The organism is Acrocarpospora corrugata, assembly GCF_009687845.1.
In the GTDB taxonomy this organism is placed as follows: domain Bacteria; phylum Actinomycetota; class Actinomycetes; order Streptosporangiales; family Streptosporangiaceae; genus Acrocarpospora; species Acrocarpospora corrugata.
The window spans coordinates 31,812-51,791 of sequence record NZ_BLAD01000038.1; the positions used below are offsets into that span (position 1 = coordinate 31,812).

General features: G+C 72.1%; 18 protein-coding genes. 12 read left to right on the top strand and 6 right to left on the bottom strand.

The annotated features are described in order from the left end of the window. Positions 1–7: 7 nt before the first annotated feature. The 3 genes from Acor_RS04825 to Acor_RS04835 all read left to right on the top strand — a co-directional run bounded on the left by Acor_RS04825 (position 8) and on the right by Acor_RS04835 (position 3,477). The gene (locus Acor_RS04825; RefSeq protein ID WP_155335312.1) at positions 8–946 is read left to right on the top strand and encodes a peptidase MA family metallohydrolase; all 939 of its coding nucleotides are present in this window, start codon (positions 8–10) and stop codon (positions 944–946) included. A gap of 32 nt (positions 947–978) precedes the next feature. Continuing rightward, complete coding sequence (locus Acor_RS04830) at positions 979–2,232, top strand: M48 family metallopeptidase (protein WP_155335313.1); 1,254 nt, start codon at positions 979–981, stop codon at positions 2,230–2,232. A gap of 120 nt (positions 2,233–2,352) precedes the next feature. Continuing rightward, positions 2,353–3,477 carry a glycosyltransferase family 4 protein gene (locus tag Acor_RS04835; protein WP_155335523.1) on the top strand — a complete coding sequence of 375 codons (1,125 nt, stop codon included), beginning with the start codon at positions 2,353–2,355 and terminating at the stop codon, positions 3,475–3,477. A gap of 99 nt (positions 3,478–3,576) precedes the next feature. Here the strand turns inward: Acor_RS04835 and Acor_RS04840 are convergent, their stop codons facing one another. After that, positions 3,577–5,325, bottom strand: a complete 1,749-nt coding sequence (locus Acor_RS04840; protein WP_155335314.1) for an AMP-dependent synthetase/ligase — start codon at positions 5,323–5,325, stop codon at positions 3,577–3,579. Positions 5,326–5,512: 187 nt separating this feature from the next. Here Acor_RS04840 and Acor_RS04845 point away from each other — a divergent pair, with 187 nt between their 5' ends. The 7 genes from Acor_RS04845 (at position 5,513) to Acor_RS04875 (ending at position 11,174) form a co-directional block, all read left to right on the top strand. Further along, a complete protein-coding gene (locus tag Acor_RS04845; protein WP_155335315.1) occupies positions 5,513–6,280 on the top strand; it encodes a metallophosphoesterase family protein in 768 nt (255 codons plus the stop codon). Between the two features lie 14 nt (positions 6,281–6,294). Beyond that, the gene (locus Acor_RS04850) at positions 6,295–6,732 is read left to right on the top strand and encodes an SRPBCC family protein (RefSeq protein WP_155335316.1); all 438 of its coding nucleotides are present in this window, start codon (positions 6,295–6,297) and stop codon (positions 6,730–6,732) included. Next, positions 6,729–7,877, top strand: a complete 1,149-nt coding sequence (locus Acor_RS04855; RefSeq protein ID WP_155335317.1) for an ArsA family ATPase — start codon at positions 6,729–6,731, stop codon at positions 7,875–7,877. The genes Acor_RS04850 and Acor_RS04855 overlap by 4 nt, the downstream gene beginning before the upstream one ends. Further along, a complete protein-coding gene (locus tag Acor_RS04860; RefSeq protein ID WP_155335318.1) occupies positions 7,874–8,290 on the top strand; it encodes a DUF5304 family protein in 417 nt (138 codons plus the stop codon). The genes Acor_RS04855 and Acor_RS04860 overlap by 4 nt, the downstream gene beginning before the upstream one ends. A 22-nt stretch (positions 8,291–8,312) precedes the next feature. Next, positions 8,313–9,257, top strand: a complete 945-nt coding sequence (locus Acor_RS04865) for an ROK family glucokinase (protein ID WP_155335319.1) — start codon at positions 8,313–8,315, stop codon at positions 9,255–9,257. 10 nt (positions 9,258–9,267) lie between these two features. After that, positions 9,268–9,972 (top strand): endonuclease/exonuclease/phosphatase family protein, encoded by a 705-nt coding sequence (locus tag Acor_RS04870; RefSeq protein ID WP_155335320.1) that lies wholly within the window; start codon positions 9,268–9,270, stop codon positions 9,970–9,972. 71 nt (positions 9,973–10,043) lie between these two features. Then, complete coding sequence (locus Acor_RS04875) at positions 10,044–11,174, top strand: hypothetical protein (protein WP_155335321.1); 1,131 nt, start codon at positions 10,044–10,046, stop codon at positions 11,172–11,174. An 18-nt stretch (positions 11,175–11,192) separates the two neighbouring features. Here Acor_RS04875 and Acor_RS04880 read toward each other — a convergent pair whose 3' ends face one another. Then, complete coding sequence (locus Acor_RS04880; RefSeq protein ID WP_155335322.1) at positions 11,193–11,657, bottom strand: hypothetical protein; 465 nt, start codon at positions 11,655–11,657, stop codon at positions 11,193–11,195. A gap of 12 nt (positions 11,658–11,669) precedes the next feature. Beyond that, the gene (locus Acor_RS04885) at positions 11,670–12,434 is read right to left on the bottom strand and encodes an alpha/beta hydrolase (protein ID WP_155335323.1); all 765 of its coding nucleotides are present in this window, start codon (positions 12,432–12,434) and stop codon (positions 11,670–11,672) included. Between the two features lie 114 nt (positions 12,435–12,548). Between Acor_RS04885 and Acor_RS04890 the strand changes: the two genes are divergently transcribed. Further along, on the top strand, positions 12,549–13,250 hold the full coding sequence (locus tag Acor_RS04890) for a lysophospholipid acyltransferase family protein (protein WP_155335324.1): 702 nt from the start codon (positions 12,549–12,551) through the stop codon (positions 13,248–13,250). Between the two features lie 63 nt (positions 13,251–13,313). Here Acor_RS04890 and Acor_RS04895 read toward each other — a convergent pair whose 3' ends face one another. Then, positions 13,314–15,764 (bottom strand): VIT domain-containing protein, encoded by a 2,451-nt coding sequence (locus tag Acor_RS04895; protein ID WP_155335325.1) that lies wholly within the window; start codon positions 15,762–15,764, stop codon positions 13,314–13,316. Beyond that, positions 15,761–16,351, bottom strand: coding sequence for a MerR family transcriptional regulator (locus tag Acor_RS04900; RefSeq protein WP_155335326.1), 591 nt, complete (start codon positions 16,349–16,351; stop codon positions 15,761–15,763). Before Acor_RS04900 ends, Acor_RS04895 begins: the two co-directional genes overlap by 4 nt. A 102-nt stretch (positions 16,352–16,453) precedes the next feature. On the opposite strand from Acor_RS04900, the gene Acor_RS04905 reads away from it, so the two are divergent. Beyond that, positions 16,454–16,924: a Dps family protein gene (locus Acor_RS04905; protein ID WP_155335327.1), complete on the top strand. Its 471-nt coding sequence runs from the start codon at positions 16,454–16,456 to the stop codon at positions 16,922–16,924. On the opposite strand, the gene Acor_RS04910 is transcribed toward Acor_RS04905, so the two are convergent. After that, on the bottom strand, positions 16,921–19,833 hold the full coding sequence (locus tag Acor_RS04910; protein ID WP_155335328.1) for a KAP family P-loop NTPase fold protein: 2,913 nt from the start codon (positions 19,831–19,833) through the stop codon (positions 16,921–16,923). The genes Acor_RS04905 and Acor_RS04910 overlap by 4 nt on opposite strands. Positions 19,834–19,980: the final 147 nt, after the last annotated feature.

Genomic DNA, 19,980 nt, shown 5'->3' on the forward strand with positions numbered 1-19,980 from the left:
GCCTCCCATGCGCGTACGGCTGACCGCCGCCCTCCTGGCGGCCATGCTGACGGCATTGGCGTCGGCGTCCGCGCCTGTCGACACCTTGCTCGCCCAGGCCCGCGCGATCGCCCGCGAACACCCTGGAATCTGGGCGGACGCCACGATCGTCCGAACCGACAACACGCTCGTGCTGATCGCCAAAGGCGCGCCACTCGTCTCGGTCGCCCCCGCCGCGCGGCCCACTGACTCGGCCGTTACCCCCGCGGCGCCGCCCACCGACTCGGCCGTTGCCCCCGACGCGCCGTTCACTGACTCGGCTGAGGTGGGATTCGCGTTCGCGGGAGAGGTCGAGCGCGCCAGGCGGGCCGTCACCCGGGTATGGGCGCTGGCCGGGGTCGTGGTGCTGGTGCCGAAGTCGACGGAGGAGGCGGCCGTGCTGGCCGTGCCCGCCGGGGTGCGGGGGATGGCGGCGCTGGCGGACGTGGATCATGTGATCATCGAGCCCGGGGGGTTCGGGCGGCTCTCCGAGGTGGGCCGCCGGGTCGTCCTGTCGCACGAGCTGACGCACGTCGCGACGGGGGCCGCCATGAGCGGCGAGATGCCGATGTGGCTGATCGAGGGCTTCGCCGACTATGTCGGATATCTGGACAGCGGGCTTCCGGTCCGGGTGGTCGCGTCCGAACTCGCCGAGGAGGTCCGCGCGGGGGTGCTGCCCCGGCGGCTGCCGGGACGGGACGCGTTCGGGGCCGGCTCGAAACGCCTGGCGCAGGCGTATGAGGAGGCCTGGCTGGCATGTCGTTATATATCCGAGCGCTTCGGAGTCGACCGGCTGGTGGAGCTGTACCGGACCGCTCGGGACGGGGATCCGGGCACCGCCGTGGAACGCACACTTGGGGTGAGTATGGGGGAGCTCACCGACGGCTGGCGTGATTACCTGCGGCGGCGGCTTGTCGGGCCGGTGTGATACGAAGGTCTGCGAGTCGGGGGAGGTGGCGGGTGGAACGATCGGGGACGCGGGGGGCCGCGTTCGCGCTGGCCGGGCTTGGCGTGGTGCTGGTCGCGGTGGTGGCGGTGACGACGCCGTGGCGGGTCCTGGCGGACGCGCCGGCGGCGGAGCCGGATCCGGTGCGCGACTTCAGCGCTCAGGAGATCGCCCGCGCCCAGGCTTTCGACCTGGCGACCAGCGTGCCGTCCTACCTGTCGCTGGGCGTGACGCTGCTGGTGGCCGGGGTGCTGGTGGCGACGCCGCTGGGCGCGCGGCTGCTGGCGCGGCTGAGAGGCCCGTGGTGGCTGCGCACCCTGATCGGGGTGGTCGGCGTCTACGCCGTCTCGCTGGCGCTGAAATGGCCGCTCGGGATGTGGTTCGAGACCGTGCTGCGCGACTACGGCCTGTCCACCCAGACGTGGGCGGCCTGGTCGGGGGACCGGCTCAAGAACTTCGGCCTCCAGGTGGCGCTGTCGGCCGTCACCATCCTCGTCGTGGTCGCGCTGGCCAGGAAATGGCCGAGACGGTGGTGGATTCCGGCGTCGGCGGGCGCCTTCCTCCTCACCGTCGGGCTGTCGTTCGCGTATCCGGTGCTGGTCGAGCCCGTCTTCAACGACTTCACGCCGCTCCCGGCCGGGCAGCTGCGCGACGATCTGCTGGCCATGGCGGATCGGGACGGCGTTCCGGTGCGGGACGTCCTGGTCGCGGACGCGTCCCGGCGGACGACGGCGCTCAACGCGTACGTGTCGGGGTTCGGGGCGACGCGGCGGATCGTCGTGTACGACACGCTGCTCAAGGAGCCGCCGAAGGAGACCGAGCTGATCGTGGCGCACGAGCTCGGTCACGCCAAGAACGGTGACGTCCTGTACGGCACGCTGGTCGGCGGGCTGGGGGCGGCCCTCGGCACCTGCCTGCTGTTCCTGCTGGCCCAGGGGCTGCGCCGCCGGACGGCCGTGCCCGCGCTGGGGGATCCCCGCGCGGCCGGCCTGCTGGTCGGGCTCATCTCGCTCGGGACGATCGTCTCCGGGCCCGCCCAGAACCTGGTGAGCAGGCACATCGAGGCCCGCGCCGACGCCCACGCCCTGGAGCTGACCCAGGATCCTGTCACCTTCATCGCCATGCAGAAACGCCTGGCCACCCGCAACATCTCGGACCTGACCCCGGACCCGCTGGAGTACGTGCTCTACGTGTCCCACCCGACCGCTCCGCAGCGCATCGGCATGGCGCGCTCCTGGGCGTTGCTCAACAGCGCCGAAGAACCGTGACCAGGGCCACCAGCGGTGGCGCGGACGGTGGCGCGGACGGTGGCGCGGACGGTGACATAGACAGTGGCGCGGACGGTGACACAGACGGTGGCGCGGACGGTGGCGCGGACGGGGGCACATGTGGGCAGGACGCTGATCGTCACCAACGACTTCCCGCCCCGGCCAGGGGGCATCCAGTCCTTCGTGCACGCGCTCGCCGTCCGCCGTCCGCCGGGGTCGGTGGTCGTGTACGCGCCCCGCTGGCCGGGGGACGGGGAGTTCGACGCGTGCCAGCCGTACGAGGTGGTGCGGCATCCGGGCAAGCTGATGCTGCCGACCAGGGATGTGGCGCGGCGGGCGGCCCGGCTGGTGGAGCCGGGCACCACGGTCGTGTTCGGCGCCGCCGCGCCGCTCGGGCTGCTCGCGCCCACCCTCCGGGCGGCCGGAGCCGAGCGAGTGATCATGCTCACCCACGGCCACGAGGCGTCCTGGGCGCGGCTGCCGATCGCGCGGGACCTGCTCCGCAGGATCGGCGAACACGCCGACATCGTCACCTACCTCGGGCCCTACACCCACGCCCACCTCACCACCCAGATCCCCGAAGACAAGCTGGTGCGGCTCGCGCCGGGCGTCGACACCGCGCTGTTCCGGCCAGGGGCGGGCGGCGATCAGGTCAGGGCCGCCCTCGGGCTGACCGGACGGCCGGTCGTCGTCTGCGTCTCCCGCCTGGTTTCGCGCAAGGGCCAGGACATGCTGATCAAAGCCTGGCCGCTCGTGCTCGGCCGGGTGCCCGACGCCGCGCTGCTGCTCGTCGGGGGCGGTCCGGCGCGGAAGTCGCTGGAACGCGCCGCCGCCGAGTATCACGGCAGCGTCGTCATCACGGGGGCCGTTCCCTGGTCCGCGCTGCCCGCGCACTACGACGCCGGTGACGTGTTCGCCATGCCGTGCCGTACCCGGCTGGCGGGCATCGACGTCGAGGGCCTGGGCATCGTCTATCTCGAAGCCTCCGCCACCGGGCTTCCGGTCGTGGCCGGGTCCTCCGGCGGGGCCCCCGACGCCGTCCGCCACGGGGACACCGGGCTCGTCGTCGACGGCGGCGACGAGCGCGACATCGCCGCCGCGCTCCTCACCCTCCTCCAGGACCCGGCCGCCGCCCGCGCCATGGGCGCCCGCGGGCGCGACTGGATCGAACGCGAATGGACCTGGAACCAGGTCGCCGCCCGCTTCGCCACCCTGCTGCTGGATCGGCGCTCCGGCGTCGCCTGACCGCGGACGGAAGCCAGGCGTTCCGTACCATCGGCTGCGGCCTGAAGGCGGTCAAGGACCGCGGCGTCGTCCGGAGCCGGTTCTTGGTCTCTTGGAAGCCTAGGAGCCGTAGAGCTCGTCGATCTGCTTGGCGAAGTCGCGCATCACCAGGTTGCGCTTGACCTTGAGCGACGGGGTCAGGTGCCCGGTCTCCTCGGTGATGTCGTGCTCCAGGATGACGAACTTCTTGATCTGCTCGGCTTTGGAGACCATGCGGTTGGCGTTGTCGATGGCCGACTGCACCTCGGCCTGGAGTTCCTCGTCGGTCAGCGTGACCTGGGCCATCGCCTCGGGGTCGAGCGTGACGAGCGCGCCGATGAAGGGCTTGTCGTCGCCGACCACCATGACCTGGCTGATCAGGCGGTGCGCCCGGATGCTGTCCTCCAGCGGGGCGGGGGCCACGTTCTTGCCGGCGGCGGTGACCAGGATCTCCTTCTTCCGGCCGGTGATCTTGAGGTAGCCGTCCTTGTCGAGCTCGCCGACGTCGCCGGTGTGGAACCAGCCGTCGGAGTCGATCACCTCGGCGGTGGCCTTCTCGTTGTTCCAGTAGCCGTCGAAGATGTGGCGGCCCTTGACCAGGATCTCGCCGTCCTCGGCGATGCCGACGGTGACGCCGGGGAACGGCTTGCCGACCGTGCCGACCTTGTTGGCGCCGGGGATGTTGACCGTGGACGGCGCGGAGGTCTCGGTGAGGCCCCAGCCCTCGAAGACCTCGATGCCGACGCCGCGGAAGAAGTGGCCGAGCCGCTCGCCGAGCGCGGAGCCGCCGGACACGGCCGCGCTCAGCTTGCCGCCGGTGGCGGCGCGCAGCTTGGTGTAGACGAGCTTGTCGAAGGCGGCGTGCTTCAGCCGAAGGCCCAGCCCGGCGCCGCCGGTGGCCTCGGCCTTGCTGTACTCGATGGCCACGTTCGCGGCGGTGTGGAAGATCTTGCCCTTGCCGTCGGCGGTGGCCTTCTGCTCGGCGCCGTTGTAGACCTTCTCGAACACGCGCGGCACGCCGAGCAGGAAGGTCGGCTTGAACCCCTGCAGGTCGGGGGCGACGTTCTTCATGTTCGGGGTGTGCGCGAGCACGGTCCCGGTCTCCAGCAGGACGATCTGCACCATCCGCGCGAAGCTGTGCGCCAGCGGCAGGAACAGCAGGGCGGCCCTGCCGTCCACGGTGAACAGGTCCTCCAGCGGGCCGAACGCCACGTTCCTGCCGGTGAACAGGAGGTTGTCGTGGGTGATCCGGCAGCCCTTCGGCATGCCGGTGGTGCCCGAGGTGTAGATGATGGTGGCCAGGTCGTGGCCGCCCCGGCCGGTGCGGCGCTCGGTCAGCGTCTCGTCGGTGACCCCGGCGCCGGACTCGGTCAGCGCCGCCAGGCCGCCGTCGTCGATGTTCCACACCAGCGCCAGGTCCGGCGCGGCCTCCCGGACGGTCGCCTCGTGCCCGGCCGCCTCCACGATCGCGGCCTTGGCGCCGCTGTCGGAGAGGATCCACTTGACCTGCTCGGCCGAGCTCGTCTCGTAGATCGGCACGCCGACGCCGCCGGCGGCCCAGATCGCGTAGTCGGCGACCGTCCACTCGTAGCGGGTGCGCGACATCAGGGCGACCCGGTCGCCCGGCTCGATGCCCGCCGCGATCAGGCCCTTGGCGACGCCCGCGACGGCGGCGTGGAACTCGGCGGCGGTGATCGCGGTCCAGTCCTCGCCTACCTTGCGCCGGACGACCACGGCCGCGGGCTCGTCAACCGCCCGCTGGAACACCGTGTCGGTGCAGTTGGCCGACAGTGGGACGTCCACCAGCACGGGAACGCTGTACTCGCGCACGGTCACTCCTTTGGGGCACCGCTGGGTAAGTTTGCACCGGACGCTACCGCGAGAAGTTACGCGTTGGTAGATCCGTCACCCAGGCGTTATCCGGGCAATTTCACGCTATCAGCCTGCATTTGGATCACCCTCGCGGCGCACAGGCGGGGCCGGAGGCAAGCGCTTGGTGGCAAGTAGGATGACGGGCATGCGGATCAATGTCGTCAGCGACGTCCACGGGCGGGCCGACGCGCTGGCCCGCGCGGGCGACGGCGCCGACGCGCTGATCTGCCTGGGTGATCTGATCCTGTTCGTCGACTACGCCGACCACTCGCAGGGGATCTTCCCCGACCTGTTCGGCGCGGTCCGGGCCAGGGAGTTCATCGATCTGCGCACGGCCGGCCGGTTCGACGAGGCCAGAACCCTCTCGGCGGGGCTCTGGGCCGGGCTCGGCGGCGATCCGCGCGAGCACATCGAGACCGCGGTCCGCGCGCAGTACGCGGAGATATTCGCCGCAATGCCCACCCCCGCCTATCTCACCTACGGCAATGTGGATCTGCCCAGGTTGTGGGGCGAATACGCGCGCCCCGGCCATCACATCCTGGACGGGCAGACGGCCGAGATCGGCGGCCTGACCTTCGGGTTCGTCGGGGGCGGGCTGCGGACCACCTACCGAACGCCGTACGAGATCGACGACGAGGAGTACGCGGGCAAGGTCGACGCGCTCGGCCCGGTGGACGTGCTCTGCAGCCACATCCCGCCCGCCATCCCCGACCTGCTGTACGACACGGTGGCCAGGCGGTTCGAGCGCGGCAGCGAGGCCACGCTGGCGGCGATCCGCCGTACCCAGCCGAAGTACGCGCTGTTCGGGCACGTGCACCAGCCGCTGGTCCGCAGGACCAGGATCGGGCGCACGGAATGCGTGAACGTCGGGCATTTCCGCGGTCGGGGGACGCCGTTCACTCTCGAATGGTGAAGTACGGTTGGGCCATGGCTGATCGCACCACGTCGAGCATCACGATCGGCGCCGGCCGGTCGACAATCATGACCGTGATCGCGGATTTTCCCGCGTACCCGGAGTGGGCCGGTCAGGTGAAGTCGGCGCAGGTCCTGAGCAGCGACGCGGCGGGCCGCCCGCAGACGGTCAAGTTCGTCCTGGACGCGGGCGTGATCAGCGACGAGTACACGCTGGCCTACGACTGGGCCGACGAGGACGCGGTGAGCTGGCGCATCGTGGACAGCGGCCGGATGGTGTCCGGGCTCACCGGCAGTTACCGGCTGGCCGAGCGGGGCGAGGCCACCGAGGTGACCTACGAGCTGGCGGTCGACCTCAAGGTGCCGATGATCGGCATGATCAAGCGCAAGGCCGAGAAGGTCATCATCGACACGGCCCTGAAAGGGCTGAAGAAACGCGTCGAGAGCGCATGAGGGTCCTGCTCTTCACGGGGAAGGGCGGCGTCGGCAAGACCACGGCCGCCGCGGCCACCGCCACGCTCGCCGCCCGGCGCGGCCTGAAGACGCTGGTGGTGTCCACCGACACGGCCCACTCGCTGGCCGACGCGCTGGACGTGCCGCCCTCGGAGGAGCCGGTCGAGGCCGCCCCCGGCCTCTACCTGCAGCAGGTCGACACCCAGCGCTCGCTCGAACGGCACTGGGGCGAGCTGCAGGAGTTCGCCAGGAACGCGTTCGCCGAGCTCGGCCTGGACGAGATCACCTCCGAGGAGGTGACCGTGCTGCCCGGCGCGGAGGAGATCATCGCGCTGCTGGAGTTACGCGAGCAGGCCCGCACCGGCCGGTGGGACGTGATCGTGGTGGACTGCGCGCCCACCGCCGAGACGCTCCGCCTGCTGGCCCTGCCGGAGGCGCTGGACTGGCACGTCAGCCGCCTGCTCCCGATCGGGCGGCGGCTGCTGAAGGCGCTCGGCCCGATGTTCCGGGCGGTCGCCAAGGTCAGCGCCCCCGAGGAGAAGGTGATCTCGGCCGGGGAACGCCTGCACCGCGGCCTGCTGGCCGTCCGCGAACTCCTCACCGGCGACAACGCCTCGGTGCGCCTGGTCCTCACCCCCGAGGCCGTGGTGGTCGCCGAGGCCCGCCGCACCCTCACCTCCCTCAGCCTGTACGGCTACCGCGTGGACGCCGTCATCGCCAACCGCGTCTTTCCCGCGGAAGGCGCCGACGAATGGCGCGCCCGCTGGGTCGAGGCCCAGACCAGGCAGCTGGCCGACGTGCACGACTCGTTCGCGCCGCTGCCGGTGCTGACCGTGCCGTACCTGCCGGCCGAACCGGTCGGCATCGACGCCCTCGCCCAGGTCGGCGAAGCCCTGTACGGCGACCTCGACCCCTTCGCCCCGCCCACCGGCGACCCCCCGATGCGGGTCAGCGCCGACGAACTCACCCTCTGGCTCCCGCTGGCCGACAAATCCGAGGTCGACCTGGCCCGCAAGGGCGAGGAGCTGATCGTCACCGCCGGCTCCTACCGCCGGGTCATCGCCCTGCCCGCCGCACTCGCCCGCAGGACGGTGGCCTCGGCGGCGCTCCAGGACGGCCACCTCCGGGTAACGTTCGAGATATGACGGAAAGCAATGATCGGCCGGATCCGCTGGGTTCCGCCGCGGAAGAGGCGATGAAGTTCCTCGACTCGCTCCAGCAGCGGGTGGGCCGGGAGCTGGGCAAAGGGTTCGTCAAGGGCGCGGGCAGCGGGATCGGCACCGCGTTCGGCAGCGGCGGAAGCCGTTCCCGCCCGCAGCAGGATGTGTGGGGGGAGGCGGTTTCAGGGCATGATCATGAGGAGTACATCTGCCGGGCCTGCCCGGTCTGCCGGGTGATCGCCGCGCGCCGCGAGTCGGGCGGCGACGTCACCGACCACCTCATCGCGGCGGGCGGCGAGCTGTTCGCCGCCTTCCGGCAGGCGGTCGACGCACTGCAGCGCCCGTCGACGTCCCGGCGGCATGATGACTCGCGAGTGGAGCACATCGACCTGGGCTGAGCCCCCGCGGGAAAGGGACGTCATGACGCTGACCATCGGCATCGACATCGGCGGGACGAAGGTGGCGGCCGGAGTGGTGGACGACGCCGGCAAGATCGTCGAAAGCCTGCTCAGGCCCACGCCCGCCGACAGTCCGGAACTGGTGGCGGGCGTCGTGGCCGAAGCGATCAAGGAACTGGCGTCCAGGCACGAGGTCGAGGCCGTGGGCGTCGGCGCCGCCGGGTTCGTGGACGAGACGCGGTCGGTGGTCCGGTTCGCGCCCAACCTGGCCTGGCGCGAGGAGCCCCTGCAGAAGAAGGTCGCCGACCTGGTCGGGCTGCCGGTGGTGGTGGAGAACGACGCCAACGCGACGGCCTGGGGCGAGTACCGGTTCGGGGCCGGGCGCGGCGAGACGCACGTGGTCTGCGTCACGGTCGGCACCGGCATCGGCGGCGGCATCGTCGTCGGCGGCGCGCTCTACCGGGGCCGGTGGGGGATGGGCGGCGAACTGGGCCACCTCCAGAGCGTGCCGGACGGCAAGCTCTGCGGCTGCGGCAACCTCGGCTGCTGGGAGCAGTACGCCAGCGGCAACGCCATGGTCGCCGAGGCCCGCCGCCTGGCCACCGCCGACCCCGGCCGCGCCGCCGTCCTGCTGGAGATCGCCGGTGGCGGGCCGGAGGAGATCGAGGGCCGCGAGGTCACCGAGGCCGCCCGCGCGGGCGACCCGGTCGCGCTCGAAGCCTTCGCGTCGATGGCGGCCTGGCTCGGCCAGGGCCTCGCGGATCTGGCCGCCGTGCTGGATCCCGGCTGCTTCATCATGGGCGGCGGCGTCTCCCAGGCCGCCGACCTGTGGTTGGACGGCGTCAAGGCCGCGTTCGCCGAACGCCTGACCGGCCGCGGCCACCGCCCGCTCGCCGACATCCGGATCGCCGAACTCGGCGCGTCGGCCGGACTGGTGGGGGCGGCCGATCTCGCGCGAATGCCGTGAACCCCCCTCGATGATCAGGGTCGCCACCTACAACGTGCGCGCGCTCCGCGATGATCGCGGCGCGCTGTCCCGGGTCATCGCCGCGCTCCGCCCCGACGTCCTGTGCGTGCAGGAGGTGCCGCGCTTCGCCGTGGGGTGGCGGCGCGCCCTGGCCCAGGTCACCGGGATGACCCTGGCGGCGGGCGGCCGCGCCGCCGGGGTGGCCGTCCTGACCGGCCCCCGCGCCACGGTCCTGCACGCCGAGCAGCACCGGCTGCGCCGGTTCCTGGGCCTGGAGTGGCGGGCGATGGCCGTCGCGATCGTGGAGATCGAGGGCACCCGCCTGGCCGTCGGCTCGGTCCATCTGGACCTGCACTCCGGCGCCCGGATGTGGCACATCGTCGAGGTCGCCACCCGGATCGGGACCGTCGCCGCCGGCCACGGCGCCCGGCCCGTGCTGGCCGGCGACTTCAACGAGCAGCCCGACGATCCGGCCTGGCAGTACCTGTCCCGCCGTTTCACCGACGGCTACGCCGCCGCCCCCCGCGGTGACGGCTCCACGTTCCCGGCCGCGAACCCGGGCAAGCGGATCGACGCGGTCTTCACCGGGCCCGGCCTGACCGTGCACGCCTGCGGCGACTCCGACGACATCCCCGCTCTGGAGGACCTGCGCGCGGCCACCGACCACCGTCCGGTGATCGCCGAGATCTCCGCGGCGGGGATTCGGTCGGAGTGATCTGTCTCGCTTCGGGGGCGGAAATGGCGTCTCTCACCCCCTGAGCGGGTGCCGACCCGTACGATTTGCTCATGGCCCGTTGCCTGACCCGGCGCGTGGTGCCGTTGTGTGGGCTTCTCGTCGGTCTTCTGGCCGGGCAAATACCTCACGTCACATCGGTCGCGCACGCCCAGCCAAGTCCCTCCCGCCCCCGGGCGGTCGCCGACGAGATCGTCCGGCAGGCCGCTTCGGCGAGCCTGGGGAACGGGAGCTCGCTCTCCGATGTCGCCGCGCTGTCCGAAAACGACGTGTGGGCGGTGGGGCAGGAGGGGATCTGGGACGTCTGGCAGAACCGCGGGGTGGTCACCCGGTGGGACGGCCGGTCCTGGACCGAAGTCGGCGCGCGCGGAGATGTCACGGGGGTCGGGCCGCTGCGGTCGATCAGCGCGGTTTCCGCCACCGAGCTGTGGGTGGTGGGGGACGGGCACGACGGCGTGCCGTACATCGGGAAGGGCGGCAGGGGCGGGTTCGACCGGGTGATCGTGCCGCCGATCCGGGGCGGCGACTGGCTGCGCGCGGTGGCGGCGCAGCCGGGCAAGGTGGTCGCGGTCGGCAGCCGGGGCGGGCACAGCCTGATCGCCACCGGAGCCGGCGGCTGGACGGCCGCGCTCGGCCCCGCGGGCGCGCTGCACGGGGTGGCGCTGGCCGGCAAGGACGGCTGGGCGGTGGGCGACACCGGCTCCCGCCCGCTGGTGATGCGCCTGACCGGGAGCGGCTGGAAGCCGGTGTCGGTGCCCGCGATCAAGGGCGGCTACCTGCGCGACGTCTACATCCAGAGCGCCAAGCGGGCGGTCGCGGTGGGCGGGGTGTTCCACGGCGCCGACGGCGTCGAGCCGCTGATCCTGCGCTGGGACGGCAAACGCTGGAAGAAGGACAAACTCCCCATCGCCGAAGCCGAACTGTACGGCGTGACCGGCGACGGCAAGGGCGGCTTCTGGGCCTCCGGCTACGACCCGGCCCGCCCCGACGCCGGGTTCCTGGTCAAGTTCACCGGCCGCCGCTGGGAACCGCTCCGCGGCGAATCCGCGGACAGCCCCCGCACGGTGCGGCTCCAGGCGGTCACCCGCGTCGGCGACCTCACCATGGCCGTCGGCCACGTCCTGGACGAGGACAACCGCTACGGCGACCTGGTCGAGACCTTCGGCCCCGTCGCCAAGCGGTGACATGCGGTGACATGTGACTCAGACGACCGCGCCGTCGTCCCACCCGTCGCTGGGCGGCCCGTCGCCCATCCGCACCACCAGCGCGACAAAGCCGCCGATGAACGCGGCCACCGCGGTGAACACGATCCACGGCGCCATCGACCAGTTCAGCAGCGCGGCCAGCAGCAGATAGGCGGGCCCGCCGAAGAGCGCCAGCCAGGACGCCTTGGTGAGCGCGTCCGCCTTGGGCAGCGGCGCGGGCGGCGGCGGGATGTAGTGATCGTGGTCCTCGTCGTCCTCTTCCGCTTCGGCCGGCTCGGCCTCGTCCGCCTCGCCGGACCCGGCCGGGACGGCGGGTTCCGGGTCGGCCACGTCGGTCGCCGGGCTGGCCGGCACGTTCTCCCGATCCGGCCATGGCTGATCAGCCGAACTGTCGTCGGCTGTCTGGTTGTAAGAGGCGATGATCTGACGCCAGACCTCGTCCTCATCACTCTGTGGCGTCACATCGATCCCAGGTCAAGAGTCCTTAGTCAAGGGTACAGACGCGTATCGGCGGATGAAGTCGAGGCTCCCCGAGAAGATGGCCGGAGCGTCGTTGTCCAGGGTCGCGACGTGGTAGCTGTCCACGCATTCCCGGACCTCCAGATTGTCCCCCATTCGCGCCCGGAGCAACTCCACGTTAGCCGGTTTCAGCACGTGGTCCTCCGTGCTCAGGAAGACCAGCACCGGTTGGCTGATCTTGTCAAGCTCGGACTGCACCAGCTTCCAGAGCCGGGGTAGCGTCGCGGCGGCCCGCACCGGCGTGCGGTCGTAGGCCAGTTCCACGCTGCCGGGCTTCTTGATGTCGCTGCCGAACCCGGGCACCGACGGCAGCACCCATTTCAGCAGCGGCGCCAGCAGCAGGATCGGCGTGTCGTTGACCACCGACGGGTTGACGATCACCAGCCCGCGGATGGCGGGGCCGTGCACCTCGGCCAGGCGCAGCGCCATGCAGCCGCCCATGGACAGGCCCATCACGAAGACCTCGGCGCAGGTGGCCTTCAGTTCGGCGAAGGCCCGGTCGAGCTCGGCGTACCAGTCTTCCCAGCGGGTCCTGTTCATCTCCTGCCAGGTGGTGCCGTGGCCGGGCAGCCGGGGCAGCGAGACGGTGATCCCGGCCTCGGCCAGGAACTCGCCCCACGGCCGGAGCGACTGCGGCGTCCCGGTGAATCCATGGCAGAGCAGTACGCCGATCTGGCCGCCTTCGTGGTGGTACGGCTCGGCACCCGGCAGCAGCGGCATGTCCCCTCCAAAACTGGAAAGATTGCCCGATAGTCGCACGTTACGCTCCCGTCGTGCGAGGGGGTCGGGCGTGCGAAGATGACTCCACTGAGAAACGACAGAAGGAGCGCCCGAGTGTTCTACTGGGTGGTGAAGGCCATCCTGTGGCCGTTCCTCCATTTCGTGTTCCGCCCGTGGGCGGAGGGAGTGGAGAACGTGCCGAAGGAGGGGCCGGTCATCCTGGCCGGGAACCACCTGTCCTTCGCCGACCACTTCTTCGGGGCGCTCTTCCTGCCGCGCAAGGTCATCTCGCTCGGCAAGTCCGACTACTTTACCGGCCGCGGCATAAAAGGCCTGCTCAGCCGCGCCTTCTTCTCCGGCGTCGGCACGGTTCCCATCGATCGCAGCGGCGGGAAGGCCAGCGAGGCCGCGCTCCGCACCGGCCTGCGGGTCCTCAACGAGGGCAGCGTGCTGGGCATCTACCCGGAGGGCACCCGCTCGCCCGACGGCCGCCTCTACAAGGGCAAGACCGGCGTCGCCCGGCTGGCCCTGGAGTCGCGCGCGCCCGTCATCCCGTGGGCGATGGTCAACACCTTCGAGATGATGCCGCCCGGCCGCCCGATCCCCAAGTTCGGCATCCGCCCTGGCGTCAAGTACGGCAAGCCGCTGGACTTCTCCCGCTACTACGGGATGGAGAACGACTTCCTGGTCCTGCGCGCCGTCACCGACGAGATCATGTACGCGCTGATGGAACTCTCCGGCCAGGAATACGTCGACAAGTACGCCGCCAGCGCGAAGATCGAGATGATCCGCGCGGCCCGCGAGAACCGCGCCTAGCCCGGCCGCCACCAGGGGCCGGATCTCCGGTGACCCCTGGTGCGGCTTCGTCATGATCGCAGTCTACGTGCGCTTCCAGAACGGCCGGCGGGCGCGGGTCGATTCCTCCGGCGCGGGCGTCCCCGCCTGGCCGCCGGTGAGGCGGGCGAGCAGGTCGGCGGCGCGCTGCCAGAGCCGGGCCAGATCCGCCTCGGCCCGCTCGGCCCCCTCCAGTTCGGCCGCCAGCGCCCCCAGTTCGGCGTGGCCGCCCACCATCTGGTCGATCACCCGCAGCCGGCTGGCCAGGTCGGCCAGGTAGCGGCGGCGCTCCTGATCGGGCCGCCCGGCAGCGGCGCGCAGCCGGACCAGTTCCTCGCCGAGCAGGGCGCGCACCCCGTCCAGGCTGGTCTGCGGAGCCCGCTCCCGGCCGGGATGCGGCTGCATCCCTGGGTAGGGAACGGCGGACTCGTCAGCGCGGCGGCGGGCCGGCTTCGGCGCGGGCGCGCCGCCCGGCCGCATGGCGAACGGCGCGGCGGCCCGGGGCGCGGCGGGCATCCGGGGCGCCTGGGCGGGCGGCGGCGGAGGCGTGGGCCCGCCGGGGGCCGCGCCGCCGAAGGCGTCGTCGGCGGCGAAGGAGACCCTCTGCATCCGGGGCGAGGCGGCGGCCGTCATGTTCATCGTCGGCATCTCCCAGCCGCTGGGCTGCTCGACCGGCTGGATCACGTGGTGCTCCGGCCCGCCGTCCGCGACCACCCGCGAGTCCACCGCGACGAACGCGGTGAACCGGCACAGCACGCCGAACCGCAGCGACGTCGCCACGATCCGCGACTCCAGCTGCCGTTCGCCGATGGTGTACCGGTCCTCCAGCCGCCGTACTTCGGCGCGGGCCCACACCGCCCGCGCGGCGGGCGCGTCCACGCTGCGGCCTTCGGCCCTGTTCTCCCACGGCCTGCCTTCCGCCGTCCCCCGTACGGTGATCGCCGGGCTCCCGCCACGACCACGGAACCGTCCCGACACCACCAGCGGCACTCCGGTGAAGAGCGACCCCGCATGGGTGATCGTGTCCGGCACCAGGTCGAGGTCCGCGGCGTCCAGGGTGAGGTCGGTGACCAGCGGGGAGCCAATCCTGCGGTGGATGTGCTCCATCGCCTCGTCCAGCCGATCCTCCGACTCGACCAGCTCGCACCGGCCGGAGCCGAGCAGGGCCAGCCGCCCGAGGAACCCGGCGTTGACGGCCCGGTCGATGCCGACCGTGTGGAGCCGGATCCCGGACTGGGCGGTGAGCTGCGTGCCGGCCCGCTCGACGATCTGGTCCTCGTTGCCGACCTGCCCGTCGGTCACCAGGACCATGACCCGGTCCCTGCCGGGGTCGCCGAGCAGCCGGAGGGCCTCCTCGATGGGGGCCAGGAGTTCTGTGCCGCCGCGCGCGTCCAGCCGGGACAGGTGCTCGACCGCCCGGTAGCGGTTCCGGTCGCTCGCCTCGACCAGACCGGCGGGGAAGGCGCGCTCGATGTCGTGGTCGAAGGAGAGCACGGCCAGCCGGTCGTGCGCGGTCAGCGTGTCCACGATCCGGGCGGCGGCGCGGCGGGCGGCGACCATCTTCCAGCCGGTCATGCTGCCGGAACGGTCGAGTAGCAGCACCACGTCGCGGGGCTTCGGGGCCTCGGCGACGTCGGCCGGGGGAGTCATGGTCAGGGTGAACGTGCCCTCCTCGCCGTCCTCGTCCGGGGTCAGGGCCAGGGCGGTGGAGGCGTCGAAGGCCAGGCGCAGGATGAAGTCGCGGTCGAGGCGCTCGCCGGGCCGCACCTGGACTGTCCGGGTCTCGCCTTCGGTGGTGTCCACGGTGTGCAGGCTGGAGCGGATCTCGCGCAGGTCGAGGCCGGCCGGGTCGATGGCGGCGGTCAGCGACAGCCGGACCGGATTGGGGAAGCCCGGCAGCAGGACCGGCGGGGTGATCCGGGACGCGTCGGGGACGGCGTCGGTGTCCTCGGCCGCGCCGGCGCCGGACTGGGTGCCGTCCAGTGGCGCGCCGGGGATGTAGCGGGGGGCCACGACCAGCGGGAAGCGGAATTCGGCGGACCCGTCCTCGTAGGGCAGCGGCTGGCTGAGCGTCAGGCGGACGGTCACTCGCTCGCCGGGCACGATGTTGCCGACCCGGATGCTGAACACGTCCGGCCGGTCCTCCTCGGCGATGGCTGCTCGGCGGCCTTGCGCCAGCGCCCGGTCATAGTCCGCCCTGGCCTGGCCGCGCTCCTTGAGCAGGCCCGCCACGACGCGGTCGTCGGCCTCCATGCTGAAAGCGGTCACCGCGGCACGGGGCGGCAACGGGAACACGTAGGTGGCCTCAAGCGACACGTCGTACGGATTGCGGAAGCCCTGGGCCACCTCCACGCCCGCGGTCAGGCCGCTGAGCTGGGCTGTCACCGTGACGCTCTCCAGCGGCAGGTTGCCCCTCTCGGTCTCCAGGGCGCCCAGCCCGGCATCGGGCACCGGCACGTACTCCTCCGGCCGCAGCGGAGTGATGGGAACGGTCATGACGGTGTCCCTTCGGATTTCGTGATGAGAAGGCCGAGCTCGATCAGGGCCGCCAGCAGCGGCCCGGCCGCAGCGGTGAGCACGGCCAGGTCCGCGTCCGACGGCGCCCGGTTCGCGCCGTCGAGCATCAGTCCAACGCCGGGAGCGAGCCGCACCCCGTGAATGCGCCCGCCGACCGGCGGTGAGTTCCGTGCCGCCGGCGCGTGGTCGGCCGAAGCGGCCCAGAAGCGGGCGCGCCGGTGTTCCGGGGAGGCGTGTTCCGGTTCCGCCGGGTCGGTGGCGGGGAGGCCGGCGATGTTCTGGAGGGTGGCGTCGGGGGCTCCGGCCAGTTCGATCTGGATGTCCGCGATGGAGCGGCCGGCCGCCTGGCGGCGTTTGACCGCGACGAGTTGCAGCAGGTGGCGCGGGCCGTAGAGGGCGACCCGGCCGCGCCGGGCCAGCGGCGGATCGAGCAGGCCGATCGTCGCGTACCACCGGATCAGGCGTTCGTTCGGGATGTCCCGGACCCGCCCGTTGACGCGGCCGTCCGAGCCGAGCGCGTCAGCCGCGCGCTCGGCCAGCTCGCCGATGGTCCAGGTCTCGCTCATAGCTCCAACAGTGACACTGTCACGATGACAGTGTCAACTTAGGAACAGATTCGGTCCTTTTCGGGTTGTCTGTAAAAGTCCATCTCGATGGAAGGAATCAGCATGGCTCCGATTACCAGCCTTCTGACCGCCGAGAACAAGAAGATCACCGGAACCGCCCTGCAGGGCGCCCTCGTAGACCTCCTCGATCTCGCGCTGGTGGGCAAGCAGGCGCACTGGAACCTCACCGGGCGCTTCTTCCGCACGATCCACCTCCAGCTCGACGACATCGTGTCGATGGCCAGGAAGAAGGCCGACGCGGTGGCCGAGCGCGCCGTCGCCATCGGCGTCAACCCGGACGGCCGGGCCCAGACGGTCGCCAACGACAGCCACGTGCCGCACCTGGAGGCCGGGCCGATCGAGGACGGCAAGGCGATCGCCGCGATGACCGACATCCTGGAGTCGATCATCCGGCGGATGCGGGAGCGGATCGAGGCCACCGAGCGCCCCGACCCGGTCAGCCAGGACCTGATCATCGGTCTCACCCGGGACCTGGAGAAGCACCACTGGATGATCCAGGCCCAGCTCCGCTAGAGCAGGCGTTTGGCCAGGTCGGCGACCGGAGGGTCGGAGGCGAGCAGGGCTCGCAGCGCCGCGCTCGCCTCGGCGGGGAGGCCGACCTGCGGGGCGACCTCCGCCCAGCGGTCCGCCCGCGCGGCCTGCTCCAGCAGGCCGAGCGTGCTGTCCCGGTGGAGCGGGCAGTCCCGGGTCAGCAGGGAGAGCAGATGCGGCCAGCGCACGGTGAGGGCGGCCAGTTTGGCCACCTCGGCGTCGCTGGCCGCACGCGCGCCGGCCAGCCGCTGGCGGTAGGTGACGAACGAGTAGAACCGGAACACGTTGACATACCGCTTGAGTTCGCGCGGGTTGCTGGCGGACAGCGCGGGCAGCGCGACCTCGATCGCCCGGTAGGCGTTCTCGTCGCTGTACAGGTCGTCGAAGACCCGGTCGGCGGCCGCGCGCGTCTCCACCCACAGGCCGCCGAGGGTCTCGGCGTCCCCGGCGGGGGCGCCGACGACGCGCTGGGTGGCGCGGGCGATCTGGTCGAGGGTGTCGGCCTGCGGACGCCGGGCGCGGATGGCGTGTTCGAGCCGGCGGACCAGTTCGTGGTCGAGCGGCTTCGCGGCGGGCCGCTGCCGGGGGAGGCTGACGGCGGCTTTCGGCGTGCTGTCCGAAATTCCCATCAATGCTCGGACATATGCCGGTAGGCGGGTGCTGTCGTCCAGGACCGGCACCGACAGCGGGAGTTGCACGATCTTCTCCAGGAACCGCCAGCCGATGCCCTGCCGGAGGCTCTCCGGCATCGACTCCACCAGCTCGCGGTAGGCCAGCTCGACGTGGGCGGCGACCACGTCGGGCTCCATGGCCAGCACGAAGACGCAGTCGGGGAACTCGCCGGCCAGGAACAGGTTGATCGCCTCGATCACCTGGGCGACCGTGCCGGACGAGCAGCGGTCCAGGTCGTCCACGAACACCACCAGCGGGCGTTCCTCCGTCGCGACCAGGCCGAGCACGTGGCGCATGTCGGTCTGGACCATGTGCAGGAAGCCGGTCCTGGCGCCGTACCCGGGTTCCGCCACCAGTTCGGTGCCCTCGGGCGGGGTGGAGAACAGGTCGGGCGGGCGGACCAGGGTGGTGAAGGCGGTGTCGGCGGATTCGGTGAGGAAGCGCGCGAGCCGTACCCAGCCTGTGGCTACCGCCGCCAGCGCGCCCAGCGACGAGATCGCGGCAGCGGTGCCTTCCAAGGCCGGGAGCAGTGGGGTCGCCAGTTCGGAGGCACCCGCCAGGACCAGCGCCATGCCCAGGCCGAGCGCGGCGGGGGCCAGCCGCAGCACCGCCAGCCGGTACGCCCGACGCCTGACCGCCTCGCGGTCGATCCTGGCCAGGTTGAGGCGCAGCCAGAAGCGTTCCCGCTCTCCCCGGGGCAGCCGCTCGGTGACCTGGGTGATGATCTCGTGGGCGAGACCGGCCCACACCTGCTCCCCGTTCTGGTACATCCACGGGTTGAACCACACCGTCGGCCGCCACCCGGTCACCCCGGCCGCCGCCTCTGGCAGCGGCTCCGGCGGCCTTTTCGCCCAGCTGCGGACCTCCGCGTTGGTCACCCGGTCGGGTTTGGCCATCGCGTCCGGCCACAGCCGCCCCACCAGCCTCAGCAGCCGCGACGGCGGCCGGGACGGCAGCGGCCTGGGCAGGTGGATCGGCCCGGGATCGCCGGTCGCCGCGCCCGGGTCCAGATCGTTCTGGATCATCCGCATCAGCGAGGTCTTGCCGGTTCCCCACGGGCCCTTGATCCCGATCGTCAGCGGCGGCCTGGTCTCGGGGTGGCGGACGAACGCCGCGATCGCCTCCGCGTACACCCGATGCCCGAGATGGTCGTCGATGGTCCAGCGGTCGGGGGTGAGCCGGGCCCGGGGCTGCACGGTCCGCTGCCCGGCCCGCCAGCGGCGCAGCACGCCGGGCGTCTCGTCGAGCTCGGCCGGGGTGAGCCTGGCCCGGCCGGCCCGCGCCACGCTGGGGTGGGCGAACGGCGCGCCGTGCCCCAGTAGCCGCCATTCCGCCAGCTCCGCCCGCGCCTCCGGGTGGCCGGTCAGCAGCCGGGCCACCTCCGGCGTCAGCTCCTCGTCGTCGGCCAGCAGCGACGCGCGCCGCAGCAGCGTCTGGGCCTCCGCGCTCAGGTACTCGTCGTACACCATGCCGACCAGGCGCTCCGCGGAGGAGGGGTGGCCGCCGACCCGGCCGTGCGCGTGCGCGAGCTCGGGCGGGATGCCGGAGCCTGCCGTGGGCGCGGTGGGGGCGACCGCGATGTCCATGCCCTCGGCGGAGGTGAGCAGGTGCGGCTGGAACTCGGCGTCCTCGCCGAACACGGCCAGCGCGTGCGCGAGCAGGTCGCCGACCGAGACCATCCCGTCCCGGTCCAGGTCGGCCTCGCCGTCCAGCAGGCCGGTCGCCACCACCTCGGTCAGGGACAGGCTGCCGGGCCGTACCTCCTCGCCGATGGTGAGGCCGGTGGTGAGGGCGGCGGCGGCCACGCCCGGCGGGGTGAGCAGGGTGCTGACCGTGGGCTCGTCCACCGAGGCGCTGCCGATCCAGCCGAAGTCGACCACCATCAGCAGGGCCGCCGCCGCCGAGTCGCCGGCCCTGGCCGCGAACCGGCGGATCAGCCGGGTGAAGTCGCTGCCGCTCCAGCGCGCCGTCCTGGGCCAGCGCACCAGCAGCAGCTCGCCCGGCCCGCCCGACTCCAGGAACGCGCTCAGCCGCTGGTGGTCGCGGCTGTCCAGGCTCTGCTGGGCGTCCACCTCGAAGCCGCAGCCGCGCAGCGCGCTCACCAGCCGGCGCGCCGGTTCCGGGGCGCGCCGCCCGGGTTCTTCTGGGTCGAGGAAGACCAGCGCCCGCCGCCGGGTGATCGTGGGCGAGCTGGTTCTGTCGGTGATCGCGCTGGTCATCGGGGTGCTCCGCTGGCTGGCCTGGAACGGATCACTGTAGGTGCCTGCCGCCGGGGCGGGGCCCACGATTTGCGCAAAGTTTGAGCGCAAGAACCGTGCGGATTCCCCGGGTGTTCATGCGGGTTCGATCGACTGGCGGGACCCGTC

Coding starts and splice junctions, on each gene's coding strand:
- Acor_RS04875 (WP_155335321.1), top strand. CDS start 10,044: ATGGCCCGTTGCCTGACCCGGCGCGTGGTGCCGTTGTGTGGGCTTCTC.
- Acor_RS04825 (WP_155335312.1), top strand. CDS start 8: ATGCGCGTACGGCTGACCGCCGCCCTCCTGGCGGCCATGCTGACGGCA.
- Acor_RS04845 (WP_155335315.1), top strand. CDS start 5,513: ATGCGGATCAATGTCGTCAGCGACGTCCACGGGCGGGCCGACGCGCTG.
- Acor_RS04910 (WP_155335328.1), bottom strand. CDS start 19,833: ATGACCAGCGCGATCACCGACAGAACCAGCTCGCCCACGATCACCCGG.
- Acor_RS04860 (WP_155335318.1), top strand. CDS start 7,874: ATGACGGAAAGCAATGATCGGCCGGATCCGCTGGGTTCCGCCGCGGAA.
- Acor_RS04900 (WP_155335326.1), bottom strand. CDS start 16,351: ATGAGCGAGACCTGGACCATCGGCGAGCTGGCCGAGCGCGCGGCTGAC.
- Acor_RS04865 (WP_155335319.1), top strand. CDS start 8,313: ATGACGCTGACCATCGGCATCGACATCGGCGGGACGAAGGTGGCGGCC.
- Acor_RS04895 (WP_155335325.1), bottom strand. CDS start 15,764: ATGACCGTTCCCATCACTCCGCTGCGGCCGGAGGAGTACGTGCCGGTG.
- Acor_RS04850 (WP_155335316.1), top strand. CDS start 6,295: ATGGCTGATCGCACCACGTCGAGCATCACGATCGGCGCCGGCCGGTCG.
- Acor_RS04905 (WP_155335327.1), top strand. CDS start 16,454: ATGGCTCCGATTACCAGCCTTCTGACCGCCGAGAACAAGAAGATCACC.
- Acor_RS04870 (WP_155335320.1), top strand. CDS start 9,268: ATGATCAGGGTCGCCACCTACAACGTGCGCGCGCTCCGCGATGATCGC.
- Acor_RS04885 (WP_155335323.1), bottom strand. CDS start 12,434: ATGCCGCTGCTGCCGGGTGCCGAGCCGTACCACCACGAAGGCGGCCAG.
- Acor_RS04855 (WP_155335317.1), top strand. CDS start 6,729: ATGAGGGTCCTGCTCTTCACGGGGAAGGGCGGCGTCGGCAAGACCACG.